We start from the raw sequence: 15187 nt of genomic DNA, 5'->3' as shown, positions 1-15187 counted from the left end.
AAAGGCGGGCAAAATGTTCAAAATTTGCCAGGCATCGCGCTGTTTCTTGATGTAGCGCAATGGCATGACTTCATAGTAAAGATAACTGGCAAACCACACAGTGCGGTAGCGCACTCAACGAGAAATATGTGCAAATCGGCAAATTTCCCATCGAGCGCAGCCCTACGCTTCAGATCCCCATGCGCCCACGGCCAGGGCCGCGTGGCGCGCCGCCACCCACTCTTCATTGGCCGGCTCCACGCCCACCACGATACGGCTGGCATCGGTGGAAATACGGCTGGCGTTGCGCGCATTGGCCTGCGCATCGAGCACGGGGCCGAGGAAACCGAGCTCGGCGCAGATGCGCTGGCGCAGTTCGGCGCTGTGCTCGCCGATACCGGCCGTAAACACCAGCATGTCCAGCCCGCCCAGCACGGCCGTCAGGGCGCCGATCTCGCGCACGATGCGGCGGATATATAAGGCCAGCGCGGCGCGAATGCGTTCGCCCGTCGCATCCTGCCGGTCCTGCTGCGCCAGCAAGACCGGCGGGTCGGCCGACACGCCCGACACGCCCAGCAAGCCCGACTCGTGGTACAGCACATGCGCCACTTTTTCCAGCGACAGCTTTTCGATTTCCATCAGGTAGATCACGGCGCCCGGATCGAGCGAACCGCAGCGCGTGCCCATCATCAGGCCGTCGAGCGCGGAAAATCCCATGGTGGTGGCCACGCTGTGCAAATTCTCCATGGCGCACAGGCTGGCGCCGCTGCCCAGGTGGGCCACGATGACCTTGCCGCGCGCGACAGCGCCAAAACGCTGCTCCAGCACCAGCGACTGGTATTCGTAGGACAGGCCGTGGAAACCATAGCGGCGCAAGCCCCGCTCCCACGCATCGTACGGCAGGGCCAGCATCTGTTCGACCTGCGGCACCGTGTGGTGGAAGGCCGTGTCGAAGCACGCCACCTGGGCGATGTCGGGCCGCGACGTGAGCAACACCTCGATCGCCTCGAGCGCGAACGGCTGGTGCAGGGGCGCCAGCGGCACATAGCTTTTCAGGTCCGCCAGCACGGCAAAATCGATGCGCACGGGGGCGAAATACTTGCTGCCGCCATGCACCACGCGGTGCGCCACGGCGCGCAAGGAACGTCCGGCCAGCTGCGCCACCACTTGCGCGCGGATGTATTCGAGCGCCGCGTGATGCGGCTGCTCCGCATCGAGCTGCAAGGCCACCGCCGGCAGGCCGCCGGCGCGGTAGGTGGCGTTTTCGCGGCCGATGCCTTCGACCTTGCCGCTCCATTGCGCCTGCTGCGGCAACACGCCGTCCGCCTGCTCGAACAGGGCGAACTTGATGCTCGACGAGCCGCAATTGAGCACGAGGATCAGGGTACCGTCGGCGTGGGTGATTGGCGCGTTCATGGCGGCGTGCTCCGGTAATGGTTGGCCAGCATCACGGCGATGGCGCACGAGGCGATGCGGCTGGCGCGCGAATCGGCGCGGCTGGTGAGAATGACGGGGATTTTCGCGCCCAGCACGATGCCGGCGCTGTCCGCGTCGCCCATGTATTCGAGCTGCTTGGCCAGCATGTTGCCGCTTTCCAGGTCCGGCACCAGCAGGATGTCGGCGCGCCCCGCCACTTCCGAGACGATGCCCTTGACGGTGGCGGCGGCGATCGACACGGCGTTATCAAAAGCCAGCGGGCCGTCGAGGATCGCCCCCGTGATCTGTCCGCGGTCGGCCATCTTGCACAGGGCGGCAGCGTCCAAAGTCGCCGGCATGTCCGCGTTTACCGTTTCCACGGCGGCCAGGATGGCCACGCGCGGGCAGGCCACGCCGATCACGTGCGCCAGGTCGATGGCGTTGCGTACGATGTCGGCCTTCATGGCCAGGTTGGGCGCGATATTGATGGCCGCGTCCGTGATGATGAAGGGGCGCGGATACGCGGGCGTCTGCATCAGGAAGCAGTGGCTGATGCGGCGCTTGGTGCGCAGGCCGGCGCTGGCCGACAGCACGGCCGACATCAATTCGTCCGTGTGCAGGCTGCCCTTCATCAGCGCCTCCACTTCGCCCTTGCCCGCCAGTTCGGCGCCGCGCGCGGCCGCCGCATGGCTATGCTCGACGTCCTCGATGGCGATGCCGGCCAGGCTCAGGCCCGCTTCGGCCGCCACCGCTTCCAGGCGCGCGCGCGGCGCCACCAGCACGGGCGTGATCAGGCCGGCCGCATAGGCGTCGAGCGCGCCCGACAGGCTCAATTCATCGCAGGGATGGATCACGGCGACCCGGATCGGCCCCAGCGTGCGTGCATGCTCGAGCAGGCGCCGCGTGCCGTCGCCGTTATGCAGGCGTACTTCCGGCAAGGTGGCGCGCGCCCGCTCGATCTGCTCGGCCGGCGCAATCACCTGCGCCTCGCCGTCGAGCACCACTGCGCCATGCTGGTTGACACAGCGGCAAGCCAGGGTCACGTGGCGGCTGCGCGGCTCGAGGGCCGTGACGGTGACGCTGATGGCCAAGGTATCGCCCACGCGCACGGGCTGCAAAAAGCGCAGGGTCTGGCCCGTGTAGACGGTGCCGGCACCGGGCAGGCGCGTGCCCAGCACGGCGGATATCAGGGAAGCGCCCCACATGCCGTGCGCGATCACGCCCTGGTAGCGGCTGGAAGCGGCAAATTCGGCGTCCAGGTGCTGCGGATTGTCGTCGCCCGACATCACCGCGAACAGGGCGATATCGTCCATGCTCAGGGTGCGCGTGATGCTGGCGGTGTCGCCGATGGCGATCTGGTCGAAGGTGCGGTTACGCACGATATGCAGATCATCGTCTTGTGTAGTAGTCATCGTGGTCTTCTAGGCAGAGGTAATGTGTTTGGCCGGTTTGGCTTTGGTTCCGGCATGGGATGCACGCGCGTCCGGCGGCAGCGCCTTCGCCTGCGCCTTGATCGCGCGGTCGAAGACGTCCAGCATCTGCTGCAGGCTCGCTTCCTCGTCCGGCGTCGGCGCCTCGGGCACTTGCAGCACCTGCTGCAGCCACTCGGCCAGCGCGCCGATGTCGTCCGGCTCGGCGCGCGACAGCAAGACCGGCAAGGCGGCGATGGCGGCATCGAAATCATGCAGCATCAGGCGCGCCTGCTGGCGCACGATGCCGCGGAACTCCTCCATGCCGACCTCCTGCCGGTATTGCGGCTTGATCAATTTGAGGGCCAGGTTGACCCTGCGCTCGTCGGCGATCATGCGGAAGCGGTAGATGTAGAACAGCGCGCGCACGGCCGCTTCCACCAGGCCGCCGCGCTGCATGTCCTCGTCCATCTTGCGCGTTTCGCAGCGCACGTATTCGCAATGCTCGGGCGAGATGCCGGGATGGGGGCGCGGCGGCGCGGCATCGCCGATGGCTTGTCCCGTCAGCGCCTGCACCAGGGGCGAGCCGTACACCAGGTCGAAGGTGGTTTCCTGCAGCGTGTCGCGCCAGTCGCGCCAGCCGTTCAAGCCGGCCGTGATGGCGCCGGAGACGGCTTCCTGCATGGCCAGCAGCGGATTGTCGGGCGATACCGGCTGGCGGTGGGCGCGCACTTTTTCCGCCTCCTTGGCCACCAGCCTGGCCAGCGGATTGTGGTCGGTCCAGCGCTCGTACGACACGCGCAGCGGATGCGCAAGCTGCAGGAAGCGCGCGGTCTGCGGCGTGACCATGGCGCGTACCCACGGCTGCGCGAACGTGCGGTACAGGGCCAGGTTGACCTCGGAAACGCGCGCGGCGGCGGCGAACTTGCGGTCGTTTTCCACGCTCGGCTGCACGATGGCGCGCACGTCCTCGATGCCGCGGTGCTCGACCTGCAGCACATAGTCGCCGCTGGCCAGGTCCGCGTTCGGCGTGTCGGGCGTCTTGTCGACGATTCTCGCTTCGTAGATCCCGGCCGGCAGCAGGTTGATCAGGTCGATATTGCTGGCGAATTTCTGGTGTTCCTTGTGCCCCACCTTGGCCGAGACGAAGATGCCCAGGTGGCCGATGCTGTCGTGCACGGCGTAGACGATGGTCTGGTCGTGCATCAGCACGTCCTTGTCGTCGCGGTACAGGTCCGTGATCCAGCCCAGCGCCTGCGGCGGCGGCGTGATGTTGTCGCCATTCGAGCAGAACACGACGATGGGCGAACGGATATTGCGCAAGTCCAGGCGCACGCCGTCGGAGGTGATCAATTCCGCCGTGGCCAGGCGGTTGCCGATGAACAGATTGTCGACGATGTACTGCATCTCGACGTCGTTGAGGAAGACGTGGCCGCCCCAGTATTTTTCAAATTCCAGGTAGCGCGGCGCTTCCGTGTCGATGTTCGCATACAAGTTGTACTGCTTGCTCCACAGGGTGTTGGCCGGGTTGAGCTTCTCGAAATTCTGCACCAGGCTGGCGCCATCGAAACGACCGTTGCCCAGGTCGCCTGCCAGCGCCGTGGCCCAGCTGCCGCCCATCAGGCCGCCCGCGTAGCGCATGGGGTTGCGGCCATGCCAGCCGGCCCAGTAGGACACGGGCGCGCCGGCCACGATGATGGGCCCGAACAGCTCCGGGCGCATGGCCGCCGTCATGAGGATTTGCCAGCCCGCCTGGCAATTGCCGATGACGACGGGCTTGCCTTCGCTGAGCGGATGCAGGGCGATGACTTTTTCCAGGAAGGCCGCCTCCGCGTGCATCACGTCTTCCACCGTCTGTCCCGGCACGGGATCGGGCAGGAAGCCGATGAAGTAGCACGGATGGCCGGCGCGCAGGGCCACGCCGATCTCGCTTTCCGCCTTGAAGCCGCCGATGCCGGGACCGTGTCCGGCGCGCGGATCGACGACAACAAACGGACGCTTCGATGGATCAGGCTCGGGCGCATCGGGCGTCAGAATACGCGCCAGGCCATAGTTGACGGGGCGCGCCAGCTCCAGGCCGGACATCACCAGTTCGGCGGGGAAGTCCAGCACGTTCGGCACTTCCTCGGCCAGGTGCTCCTGGTACTGGTTGCCGCGCCGGCGCATCACGTCCGCGTACAGCACGATGCGCTGCCACGAGTCGCGCGCATAGTCGCCCAGCATGCCCAGGGACGGCACGCCGCCGGTGGAGAAAAATGGTGCAGCTTCGGTCTTCATGGCTATCCTTTTCATGCAAAAAACGCCGGACCATTCCGGCGCGGGGGGCTACGCCATCTGGCTGATGGTCTTGCGAAAGCGCGCCAGCGCGAAGGTAAACAGGGCCGTGCCGATGGCCAGCAAGGCCAGGAACGGTTTCCACACCACGTCGATGCCGGCGCCCCGGTACAGGATCGCCTGGCTCAATTCGACGAAATGCGTGGTCGGGGCGATCAGCATGATATTCTGCACCAGCTCGGGCATGCTTTCGCGCGGCGTACTGCCGCCCGAGAGCATCTGCAGCGGCAGCAGCACGAGGATCAGCAGCATGCCGAACTGCGGCATGCTGCGCGCCACGGTGGCGAGGAAAATCCCCATCGAGGTGGTGGCGAACAGGTGCAGGGCCGCGCCGCACAGGAACAGCGCGATCGAGCCTTCGATCGGTACGTGCAGCATGCCGCGCACCACCAGGTTCAGCGACAGGGCGGCGGCCAGCAGCACCACCAGGCCCATCGACCAGACCTTGCCCAGCATGATCTCGGCCGGCGTCACGGGCATCACCAGCAAATGCTCGATGGTGCCGTGTTCGCGTTCGCGGATCAGGGCCGCGCCGGTCAGGATGATCGACAGCATCGTCACCTGGTTGATGAGCTCCATCAGCGAGCCAAACCACGCCTGGCTCAGCGAGGGATTGAAGCGCGCGCGCATCACCAGTTCCACGGGCGAGACGGTCGCGCCCCGGTAGCGTTTGGCAAATTCGGAGATTTCACCGGCGACGATCTGCTGGATGTAGCCGCTGCCGCTGAAGGCCTGGCTCATGCGCGTGGCGTCGACGTTCAGCTGCAGCTCCGCCTGGCGCCCGCCCAGCACGTCGGCCTGCAGCTTGGGCGGGATCGTCAGCACGAAGGTATACCGGCCCGCATCGAGGCCCGCATCGACCTGGCTCTGGTTGATCATGGCCGGTGGCGTGAACTGGGGCGGGAAGAAGGCCGAGGCGATGCGCCCGGACAGCGGCGAGCCATCCTCGTCGACGATGGCGATCGAGGCCATGTGCAGGGTTTCCGGCTTGGCCGTGGCGGCCACGTAGATGGCCAGAGTGAACGTGTAGAGGATCAGGATCAGCATCATCGGATCGCGGATCAGGCTCCAGATTTCCTTCACGCCCAGGCGGTAGATGTTTTCAAGGTGGCGCATATCAGCTCTCCTGTTTCTTCAGCAGCGCCACCGTCACGCCGAGGATCACGGGAATGGCGACGAGCAGGGGCCAGAACGAGGCGTGCAGGTCGCCAAAGCCCAGCGCCTTGTTGAATACGCCGCGGCTGATATTGAGCATATGCGTGGCCGGGTACATCAGGCCGATGGCCTTGCCCACGCCTTCCATCGACGAGACGGGATTGAGCAGGCCGGAAAACTGGATGGCCGGGATCATGGTGCCGATCATGGTCACGAACAGGGCCGCGATCTGGCTGCGCGTAAACGTCGAGGCGAACAGGCCGATGCCCGTGGCGCAGATATTGAAGATGAAGGTGGCGCCGATCAGGGTCGGCAGACTGCCCTTGATCGGCACGCCGAAGGCGGTGACGGCCAGCAGGGCCATGAGGACGAAGTTGAACATGGCCAGCACGACGTAGGGCACCTGCTTGCCGAGCAAGAATTCCAGGCGCGTGACGGGCGTCACGTACAGGTTGATGATGGAACCGAGTTCCTTTTCGCGCACCACGGACAGCGCCGCCAGCATGGCCGGCAGCATCAGCAGCAGCAGCGGTATCACGGCCGGTACCATGGCGGGCAGGCTTTTCACGTCCGGGTTGTAGCGGTAGCGCGTCTGGATGGCGACGGGGTTGCTCATCGTGATGCCGTAGCGGTGCAGGGCCTGGTCGGCCAGCCACAGCTGATGCATGCCCTGCACGTAGCCCTGCACGGTTTCGGCGCGCATCGGCATGGCGCCGTCGATCCACGCGCCCACCTGCGCCGGCGCGCCGCGCTGCACGTCGCGCGCAAAACCGGGCGGGATCTCGATGGCCAGCGACAGTTCGCCGCTGCGCATGCGCTTGTCGATATCGGCATAGTCGCGCAGCGGCGGGCGCTCGACGAAGTAGCGCGAACCGGCCAGGTTGTTCGTGTAATTCTGGCTCAGGGTCGTCTGGTCGTGGTCGAGCACCGCATAGCTCAAGTCTTCGACGTCCAGGCTGATGCCGAAGCCGATGACGAACAGCAGCAGCACGGAGCCGCCCAGCGCCAGGGTCAGGCGCACGGGGTCGCGACGCAATTCCAGCGCCTCGCGCCACATGTAGCTGAGCATGCGGCCCAGGCTGAAACGGCTGCGGCGATGTTCCTGCCGCTGTGAGGGCGCTTCCGCCTGCTGCACGGGCGCTTCGCTTTCCTGCGCCGCCGGCGCCGTGCCGCCGCCCGCCTCTTCCAGGTAGGCGATGAAGGCCGCTTCCAGCGATGGCGCGCCCTTCTTGCGCACCAGTTCGGCCGGCGCATCGCTGACCAGCACTTTACCCGCGTGCATCAGCGAGATGCGGTCGCAGCGCTCGGCCTCGTTCATGAAGTGGGTGGAAATGAAGATGGTGACGCGGTCGCGCCGCGCCAGTTCGATCATCAGGCGCCAGAAATCGTCGCGCGCGATGGGGTCGACGCCGGACGTCGGCTCGTCGAGGATCAGCATTTCCGGCTTGTGCACCATGGCCACGGCCAGCGACAGCCGCTGGCGTATGCCCAGCGGCAGGCTGTCGGGCAAGTCGTCCATCACGGCGCGCAAGTCGAAGCGCTGTGCCATTTCGTCGATCCTCGCCGGGATCTCGCCCTCCGGCACGTGAAACAGGCGCGCGTGCAGCACCAGATTCTGGCGCACCGTCAGTTCGCTGTACAGGGAAAACGCCTGCGACATGTAGCCAACCCTGCGGCGCGTGTCGATGTCGTTGGAATCGACTTCCTTGCCGAACAGCCAGGCCTTGCCCTCGGTCGCCGGCAGCAAGCCCGTGAGCATCTTCATGGTGGTCGACTTGCCGCAGCCGTTCGAGCCGAGAAAGCCGAAGATCTCGCCGCGGCCGATGCGGAAATTCACATGATCGACGGCCGTGAAGTCGCCGAAGCGCATGGTCAGGTCTTTGGCCTCGATGGCGACGTCCTGCGCGCTGGCAGGGTCCAGCGGCGTGATGACGACGGGCTGGTGGCCGGCGCGCTTGGCTTCTGGCAGCAGCTTGATGAAGGCCGCTTCCAGGTTGCCGCTGTCCGTGCGCGCCAGCAGTTCGGCCGGCGTACCCGTACCCCGCACCTTGCCGTCATCCATGGCCACGAGCCAATCGAAGCGCTGCGCCTCGTCCATGTAGGCGGTGGCCACCATCACGCTCATTTGCGGACGCTGCACGCGGATGCCGGCGATCAGATCCCAGAACTGGGCGCGCGCCAGCGGATCGACGCCGGTGGTCGGCTCATCGAGAATGAGCAGGTCGGGGTCGTGGATCAGCGCGCAGCACAGGCCCAGCTTCTGCTTCATGCCGCCCGACAGCTTGCCCGCCGGGCGCGCGAGGAAGGGCTGCAAGCCCGTGCTGCGGGTCAGCTGGTCGATGCGGCGGCGGCGCTCGGCCGCGTCATGGCCGAACAGGCGCGCGAAAAACTGCAGATTTTCCTCGACCGACAGGGTCGGATACAGATTCTTGCCCAGGCCTTGCGGCATGTAGGCGATGCGCGGGCAGACGTCGTCGCGGTGGCGCGCGTCGCGCATGTCGCCGCCCAGCGCCATCACGCTGCCCTGCTGCACGGCGCGCGCGCCGGCCACCAGCGACAGCAGGCTCGATTTGCCCACGCCATCGGGGCCGATCAGCCCCACCATGCGGCCGGCCGGCACGTCGAGGTCGATGCCGTCGAGCGCCACCGTCTTGCCGTAATGCTGGCTGACGCCCTTGATGCTGACGACAAAGGAAGTCACGTCCATGGTCACTGCGGAACCTTCGCCGTCAGTTCAGCGGGCCATGGCTGCTTCGCATCGAGGCGTACCCAGGCCACACCCGGCAAACCCACTTTGACCAGGGCCAGGTGCTTTTGCAGCAGCTCGCGGCTGATCTGCGCCTTCACGCGGAACATCAGCTTCTGGCGCTCGCTGGCCGTTTCCACCGTCTTCGGCGTGAACTGCGCGCTGGCGGCGACAAACGAAATCGTCGCGGGAATCACGTAATTGGGCGCCGCGTCGAGGATGAGGCGCACCTCGCCGCCCATCGCCACCTTGCCTGCCGCCGTCTCGGGCAGGAAGAAAGTCATGTAGACGTCCGACAGGTCGACCAGGTTGAGCACCTTGCCGCCGCCGGCCAGCACTTCGCCCTGCTGCGCCACCAGGTATTGCACGCGGCCGTCGCGCGGCGCCGTCAGCTGGCCATCGGCCAGGTCGGAATCGATGCGCGCCGTGGTCGCCTCGGCGGCGACGACGGCGGAACGCGAACCGACCACCTGCGCTTTTGCCGCATCGATGGCCGCCTGCGCCGCCGTCACCTGCGCCTTGGCCGCATTCAGGGCGGCGGCCACGCTGCGCACGCGGGCGCGGTCATCGTCGAGTTCCTGCACCGAGGAAGCGCCTTCCTTCGACAGGGTTTCGGAACGGGCCAGGCGGCGCCTGGCCGCATCAAGTTCGCTTTCGCGCTGCGCCACCATGGCCAGCGCGGCCGCCTTGTCGCTTTCGCGCACGGCCACCTGCGCCTGCGCGCCGACCACGGCATCGGACGCCTGCTGCTGGCGCGCGCGCGCCTCGTCGCGCTGGGCCGTCAGCGAGTCCACCTGCATGGTGGCCAGCGGCTGGCCCGCCTTGACGAAATCGCCCTCGCGCACGAGGATCTCCTTGACCCGGCCGGCCAGCTTGGTGGCGACGTCGACTTCCGTCGCCTCGATGCGGCCATTGCCGCTGACAAAACCTTCGCCAGGGCCCGTGGGGCGCATTTTTTGCCAGGCCACGTAGCCCAGCACGAGAACGGCCACGACGAGCGCGGCGGGGATGAGTTTTTTCTTCAGTTGTGGAGTCATGGTATCGGGGCGATCAAATTAGTGGGTGGAAGCGGCGGCGGGCGCTGGTGCGCCGCCGCCCAGGGCCGCATACAGGCTGACCTGGCTGGAGAGCAGCGCGCGGCGCGTCTGCACCAGTTGCTGCTCGACCGTCAGCAGGTCGCGCTGCGCATCGAGCACTTCCAGGTAGGGCGCGGCGCCATTGTCGTAGCGCAGCTTGGCCAGGCGCGCGCGTTCGCTCTGCGCGGCCAAGGTGGTCTTGCCGATATCGACCTGCAGCGCCAGCCAGCGCCGGTTCGACAGCGCGTCGGCCACTTCGCGGAAGGCGCCCTGCACGCTCTTTTCATAATTGGCCACGGCCACGTCGCGGCGCACCTCGGCCAGGTCCATATTGGCGCGGATGCGGCCCGCGTCAAAGATCGGCAGCACCAGGCGCGGCGCGAAATTCCAGGCCCCGCTGCCCGAGTCGAACAAGCCGCTCAACTCCGCGCTGGCCGTGCCATAAGCCGCCGTCAGCGAAATGGTGGGGAAGAAGGCGGCGCGCGCGGCGCCGATATTGGCTTGCGCGGCGCGCAGCTGGTGCTCGGCGGCGATCAGGTCGGGACGCTGCGTGAGCAGGGCCGAAGGCAGGCCCGCATGCAGCGGCTGCAGCACGCTGGCGTCGTCGAAGCGGCGCGTGTCTGGCGTCAGGTCGACGGGGCCGCCCACCAGCTGGGCCAGCGCATGCGCCTGTACGGCGCGCGCCTGCTCCAGCTGCGCCGACAGCGACAGGGCCTGACTGAGCAGGGTTTCCACCTGCGTCAGGTCCAGCTTGGAAATCGACCCCACCTCGAAGCGGCGCGTGAAGATGCGCAGCGATTCGGCGCGGCTGTCGACCGTGGCGCGCGCCAGTTCCACCCGCTCGTCGAGTTCGCGCAAGCCCAGGTAGCCATTGGCCACCTGCGCCACCAGGGCCACGCCGACGGCGCGGCGCGCCTCGTCGCTGGCCAGCAGGGTTTGCAGCGCGCTGTCCTTCAGGCTGCGCACCCTGCCCCAGAAATCGAGTTCCCAGGCGCTCACGTTCAAGCCCGCCTGGTACTGCGCGCTCGTCATGGGGCGGCCCGTCACGCTCAGGTCACCGGGCACGCGCGCGCGGCTGCCGGAGGCGCCCAGCGCGATGGTGGGGAATTGCTCGGCGCGCTGGATGCCATACGCGGCGCGCGCCTCTTCCACGCGCAGCGCGGCGATGCGGATATCGCGGTTATTCGCCAGCGCCTGCGCAATCAGTGCCTGCAGGCGCGCGTCGGCGAAGTAGGCTTGCCAGGCGATGTCGGTAGCCTGCGCACCGGCGGGATCGGTTTCCGGATACTGGGCCGCCACGGGCAGCGGCGGCGGTGCGTACGGCGGCGCCATCGAGGCGCAGCCGGCCAGCGCCAGCGTGGCAGCCAGCGCGACCATCCTGGCGCGGTTGGACAAAGTAGAAACAGCCATGGTCATCGTCTTCCAGTCAATTCAGAATGTTGTAGCCGCCATCGACATACAGGGTGCCGCCCGTGATGGCGCGCGCGCCGTCGCCGGCGAGGAAGGCGCACAGCGCGCCCACGTCCTCGATGGTGGCCAGGCGGCGCATGGGTGAGCGCTCGATGGCGTCGGCCATCAGGCGGTCGAAATGGGCGATGCCGGAAGCGGCACGCGTCTCCAGGGGGCCCGGCGAGATGGCGTTGACGCGGATGCCTTGCGGCCCCAGTTCGGCGGCCAGATAGCGCACCGACGCTTCCAGCGCCGCCTTCACGGGGCCCATCAAGCCGTAGTCGGCGATGACTTCCTCGGCGCCCAGATAACTCATGGTCATCAAGCTGCCGCCGTCCCGCATCAGGGGTTCGGCCAGCTTCGCCATGCGCATGAAGGAATGACAGGAGATATCCATCGCCTGGGCAAAACCGTCGGCCGAACTGTCCGTCACGCGGCCATGCAAATCGTGTTTCGGCGCATACGCGATGGAATGCACGACGAAATCGATGGAGCCCCACTGTCGTTCGATCTGCGCGAACAGCGCCTCCAATTGACCCGGTACAGCCACGTCGAGCGGCGCCATGATGGCCGCCTGCACTTGCTGCGCCAGCGGCTCCACGTGCGCTCTGGCCTTGTCATTAAGCCAGGTCACGGCCAGTTCGGCACCGGCCGCGCGCAGCGCGCTGGCGCAGCCCCAGGCGATGCTTTGCGCGTTGGCGATGCCGACCACCAGCCCACGCTTGCCCTGCAATGGCAAGTGCGGGCGCAAGTCGGCCGTCATGCCTGGACCGGACGCAAGGCGGGCCACGGCGTGGCCGCATGCACGCAGCGCACCGCGCCGGCGCGCATGGCGGCCGCGCTCATGGCCAAGGTCACGCCGCCGGCGCGCGCATACGGCAAGGCAATCGGTGTGTGGGGATGGAGGGTATTGCACGCGTCAGGCGCGAGGGTGTGCATCTTCATGAATCGGCTTCCGTCACTGAAATTCGAGGCCGGCACCAGTGCATTCTCGGGGAACTGGTACAGGGCGAAAATTACTCTACAGCATTTAGATACGTGATTCGCGATGAGTCCGGTCCGCATGCTTATCGTTTTGAGCTAGGTCAACTATAAGTGCGATTGCGGCGATGCAACATTGATATACATCAAATTCTACATCAATATTATTTAAATGAACTAATTGACAAGCAATCGAATCGTGGTGCTTATTTGACAATATCGCGGGGCTGGCGCACGGAAAGGCGGCCGTGCAAAAGGGAGGGGGATTGCCTGAAAAACAAGCGGCGTGGCGCCTTGGCGCGCGGCGCAAGGCGGGGGAACGGTGAAACGGGGGCCATGCTATTGCGATGCAACATGGCCCACCATGCTTACTCCAACGATATGAACGGCATTATTTTCCCGCTGCCGGGGCGGGACGCGAATACAAGTCGATGATGGTGCTGATGCCGTCCTGGCATACGGAACAGAAGGTCTCGCTGCGGTCGAACATGATGCATTGCATCTCGGGCCGGTAATAGCCGGACGACTCGTAGTTCGCGCCTTCGAAGGCGCCCACCGCATGGCGCTGCGGCGCCTTCGAGAACAGCTGCTGCGTGTACGCCAGGTCGGCCTTGAACAAGCCGCTCATCTCGCTTTCCGGGCGGTTGGCCGCGCGCAGCGCGGCGCGCTGCTTCTGGTATTCACGCGCATGGCTGTCGTACGCTTCCTTCGGCCAGGGTGTCGGCAGCGGCGTGCCGGCCTTGACGTGGCTCTTCCATTTCAGCTTGGCCGGATCGCGCAGCGCCGTGGCGTTCGGCTCCCACGGTTCCTGGCGCTCGCCATTCGACTGGTAGGCCACGGGCGAAGTGTAGTACTCGTCGGCCAGGCCGGCGAAATGATGGCCGAATTCATGCACGAACAGGTAATTGGCCCAGTCGTTGTTCGCTGCCGCCGTGCTGAACTGGCCGAAGATGCCGCCGCCGCCGTAGGTATCGTTATTGACGAGGATTTCGATGAATTCGTACGGCGCGTACTGCGCCAGGTCGCGCAGCGCGCGGTTGTCCGTCGTCAGCACATAGCGCTCGCTGCCGAAGATGTCGTAGCGCGTGCCCAGCGGCGAGGCGTGATGCACGCCCGTCGATGGACGCGACACGCCCGATTCCTGCGTCGGCGCGGCCATGGCCCACACGTTGAAGTCATTGGCCCGCTCGCGGAATGGCGAGACGGTAAACAGGTGTTCGGCCAATTTCCGCGCCGTCGCTTCGAACTTGCCCATTTCGGCGGCCGTGTAGCCATCGCCCATGATCAGGAGGTCGACCTTTTCGGACGACGGACCGCTGATGCGGATCGGGATAGGCTTGACGGGCGCCGGCGGCTGCTTGCGGATCACGTCCTGCGCGGCAGGATCGACGTCGGTGCTCCACACAATGGAAAACAGGCCGCGCTCGTCGCGCTTGAGGATACGCACGCGCACGGGGTGCTCGGGCTGCGGGAAGCGCACGGATTCCTGGAAGGCGCGCGTGGTCGTTTTCGCCTCGTCGGTGCTGGCCCACTCGCCGAAGATGGTGGAAAAGCCGCGCGAGTACAGCACCTTGCCCGACTTGATGTCGACCACTTCCAGCATATTGTTGCCGCGGTTGCTGTCGTCGATGGGACGCGCCAGGTTGCCCGGCCATGGCAGGGGCTCGACCAGCACGCGTTCGACCGCATAGTGCTCGCCCAGCGCATTGCCGCTGTGCTGGTAATCGAGGCGCATGGTGGCCGGCAGCGGGGCATTATCGGCCTGCGCGACAGGGACGATGCCAGCGGCCAGCGCCAGCGCGCAAAGGAAGGATCGAATCGGGGTCTGCTGCATCTCATTCCTAACACGGTAGAAAAACGGGTAAATGAAACGGTTTTCCGAACAAACAGCGGCGCCAGCGGCGGGCATGGAAAAATCCGGTGCGGCACATTGTAGCGACAGGAATGAGGCGTGCAAAGCACCCAGCTTGACCGTGCCACGCCATTCCTTTATATTAGACTGACTAATCGATTAATTAAAAGGAGAGCAATCGCCATGCGCACCATCGATCCCGGCAAACACGCGGCCCGCCGCGACGCCATTCTCGCCGCCGCGCGCCACTGCTTCGCGCGCAAGGGCTTTCACCAGACCAGCACCGCCGCCATCTGCGCGCAAGCGGGCATGAGTCCCGGCAACCTGTTTCACTATTTCCCCACCAAGCAAGCCATCATCGCCGCCATCGTCGACCAGGAAGGCAGCGAGACGGCCGCCTATTTCGCCGGCGTGCAAGGCAGCGCCGATGCGTACGGCGCCCTGCTCGACTTCATGGACCTGGTGCTGGCGCTGGCGGCCGACGGGGACTTTGCGGGACTGGCGCTGGACATTGCCGCCGAGGCGATGCGCGACACGGATATCGCGGCCAGGGTGGCGCGCAACGACGCCAGCCTGCGCGGCGGCCTGCAAACCTTGCTGGCAGAGGCGGCGGCGGCAGGCCAGATCGACGCCGCGCTGGACGCCGCGCAAACGGCCGGCTGGATCGCCGCGCTGATCGACGGCATCTTCAACCGGGTCGCCGTCGATCCCGATTACGCGCCGCTGGCGCAGCGCGCCAGTTTGCACCTGCTGCTGGCGCGCTTCCTGCGCCCTGCCCTGGCATGAGCGC

Annotated in this window: 11 protein-coding genes; 1 reads left to right on the top strand and 10 read right to left on the bottom strand. The window is 66.3% G+C overall.

Features of this window, described 5'->3' with window-relative positions:
- Window positions 1-162: 162 nt before the first annotated feature.
- The 10 genes from ACQ4WQ_RS27225 to ACQ4WQ_RS27180 all read right to left on the bottom strand — a co-directional run bounded on the left by ACQ4WQ_RS27225 (window position 163) and on the right by ACQ4WQ_RS27180 (window position 14379).
- On the bottom strand, window positions 163-1395 hold the full coding sequence (locus tag ACQ4WQ_RS27225; protein WP_436501333.1) for an acetate/propionate family kinase: 1233 nt from the start codon (window positions 1393-1395) through the stop codon (window positions 163-165).
- On the bottom strand, window positions 1392-2807 hold the full coding sequence (locus ACQ4WQ_RS27220) for a bifunctional enoyl-CoA hydratase/phosphate acetyltransferase (RefSeq protein ID WP_436501331.1): 1416 nt from the start codon (window positions 2805-2807) through the stop codon (window positions 1392-1394). Before ACQ4WQ_RS27220 ends, ACQ4WQ_RS27225 begins: the two co-directional genes overlap by 4 nt.
- Before the next feature lie 9 nt (window positions 2808-2816).
- Window positions 2817-5027, bottom strand: a complete 2211-nt coding sequence (locus tag ACQ4WQ_RS27215) for a DUF3141 domain-containing protein (RefSeq protein WP_436501504.1) — start codon at window positions 5025-5027, stop codon at window positions 2817-2819.
- A gap of 102 nt (window positions 5028-5129) precedes the next feature.
- On the bottom strand, window positions 5130-6254 hold the full coding sequence (locus tag ACQ4WQ_RS27210; protein WP_219132708.1) for an ABC transporter permease: 1125 nt from the start codon (window positions 6252-6254) through the stop codon (window positions 5130-5132).
- Window position 6255: 1 nt separating this feature from the next.
- Window positions 6256-9000 (bottom strand): ribosome-associated ATPase/putative transporter RbbA, encoded by a 2745-nt coding sequence (gene rbbA, locus ACQ4WQ_RS27205; RefSeq protein ID WP_436501329.1) that lies wholly within the window; start codon window positions 8998-9000, stop codon window positions 6256-6258.
- Window positions 9001-9002: 2 nt separating this feature from the next.
- On the bottom strand, window positions 9003-10076 hold the full coding sequence (locus ACQ4WQ_RS27200; protein ID WP_436501327.1) for an HlyD family secretion protein: 1074 nt from the start codon (window positions 10074-10076) through the stop codon (window positions 9003-9005).
- An 18-nt stretch (window positions 10077-10094) separates the two neighbouring features.
- The gene (locus tag ACQ4WQ_RS27195) at window positions 10095-11531 is read right to left on the bottom strand and encodes an efflux transporter outer membrane subunit (RefSeq protein ID WP_436501325.1); all 1437 of its coding nucleotides are present in this window, start codon (window positions 11529-11531) and stop codon (window positions 10095-10097) included.
- 10 nt (window positions 11532-11541) lie between these two features.
- A complete protein-coding gene (fabI, locus tag ACQ4WQ_RS27190; RefSeq protein WP_436501323.1) occupies window positions 11542-12327 on the bottom strand; it encodes an enoyl-ACP reductase FabI in 786 nt (261 codons plus the stop codon).
- Window positions 12324-12509, bottom strand: coding sequence for a hypothetical protein (locus ACQ4WQ_RS27185; protein WP_326459208.1), 186 nt, complete (start codon window positions 12507-12509; stop codon window positions 12324-12326). The genes fabI and ACQ4WQ_RS27185 overlap by 4 nt, the downstream gene beginning before the upstream one ends.
- Window positions 12510-12936: 427 nt before the next feature.
- The gene (locus tag ACQ4WQ_RS27180; RefSeq protein ID WP_436501321.1) at window positions 12937-14379 is read right to left on the bottom strand and encodes an IgA Peptidase M64; all 1443 of its coding nucleotides are present in this window, start codon (window positions 14377-14379) and stop codon (window positions 12937-12939) included.
- 201 nt (window positions 14380-14580) lie between these two features.
- On the opposite strand from ACQ4WQ_RS27180, the gene ACQ4WQ_RS27175 reads away from it, so the two are divergent.
- Window positions 14581-15183 (top strand): TetR/AcrR family transcriptional regulator, encoded by a 603-nt coding sequence (locus ACQ4WQ_RS27175; RefSeq protein ID WP_436501319.1) that lies wholly within the window; start codon window positions 14581-14583, stop codon window positions 15181-15183.
- Window positions 15184-15187: the final 4 nt, after the last annotated feature.

Origin of the sequence: Janthinobacterium goodfellowi (genome assembly GCF_051380695.1) — a bacterium.
Lineage (GTDB): Bacteria > Pseudomonadota > Gammaproteobacteria > Burkholderiales > Burkholderiaceae_D > Janthinobacterium.
The sequence above is the reverse complement of the archived record's forward strand: the minus strand, read 5'-3'. Positions and strand labels throughout refer to the sequence as shown.

What these genes read in the sequence shown, in the direction of transcription:
- ACQ4WQ_RS27210 (WP_219132708.1), bottom strand. Translation starts at nt 6,254, where the DNA reads ATGCGCCACCTTGAAAACATCTACCGCCTGGGCGTGAAGGAAATCTGG.
- ACQ4WQ_RS27180 (WP_436501321.1), bottom strand. Translation starts at nt 14,379, where the DNA reads ATGCAGCAGACCCCGATTCGATCCTTCCTTTGCGCGCTGGCGCTGGCC.
- fabI (WP_436501323.1), bottom strand. Translation starts at nt 12,327, where the DNA reads ATGACGGCCGACTTGCGCCCGCACTTGCCATTGCAGGGCAAGCGTGGG.
- ACQ4WQ_RS27225 (WP_436501333.1), bottom strand. Translation starts at nt 1,395, where the DNA reads ATGAACGCGCCAATCACCCACGCCGACGGTACCCTGATCCTCGTGCTC.
- ACQ4WQ_RS27195 (WP_436501325.1), bottom strand. Translation starts at nt 11,531, where the DNA reads ATGACCATGGCTGTTTCTACTTTGTCCAACCGCGCCAGGATGGTCGCG.
- rbbA (WP_436501329.1), bottom strand. Translation starts at nt 9,000, where the DNA reads ATGGACGTGACTTCCTTTGTCGTCAGCATCAAGGGCGTCAGCCAGCAT.
- ACQ4WQ_RS27175 (WP_436501319.1), top strand. Translation starts at nt 14,581, where the DNA reads ATGCGCACCATCGATCCCGGCAAACACGCGGCCCGCCGCGACGCCATT.
- ACQ4WQ_RS27200 (WP_436501327.1), bottom strand. Translation starts at nt 10,076, where the DNA reads ATGACTCCACAACTGAAGAAAAAACTCATCCCCGCCGCGCTCGTCGTG.
- ACQ4WQ_RS27220 (WP_436501331.1), bottom strand. Translation starts at nt 2,807, where the DNA reads ATGACTACTACACAAGACGATGATCTGCATATCGTGCGTAACCGCACC.
- ACQ4WQ_RS27215 (WP_436501504.1), bottom strand. Translation starts at nt 5,027, where the DNA reads ATGCTGGGCGACTATGCGCGCGACTCGTGGCAGCGCATCGTGCTGTAC.
- ACQ4WQ_RS27185 (WP_326459208.1), bottom strand. Translation starts at nt 12,509, where the DNA reads ATGAAGATGCACACCCTCGCGCCTGACGCGTGCAATACCCTCCATCCC.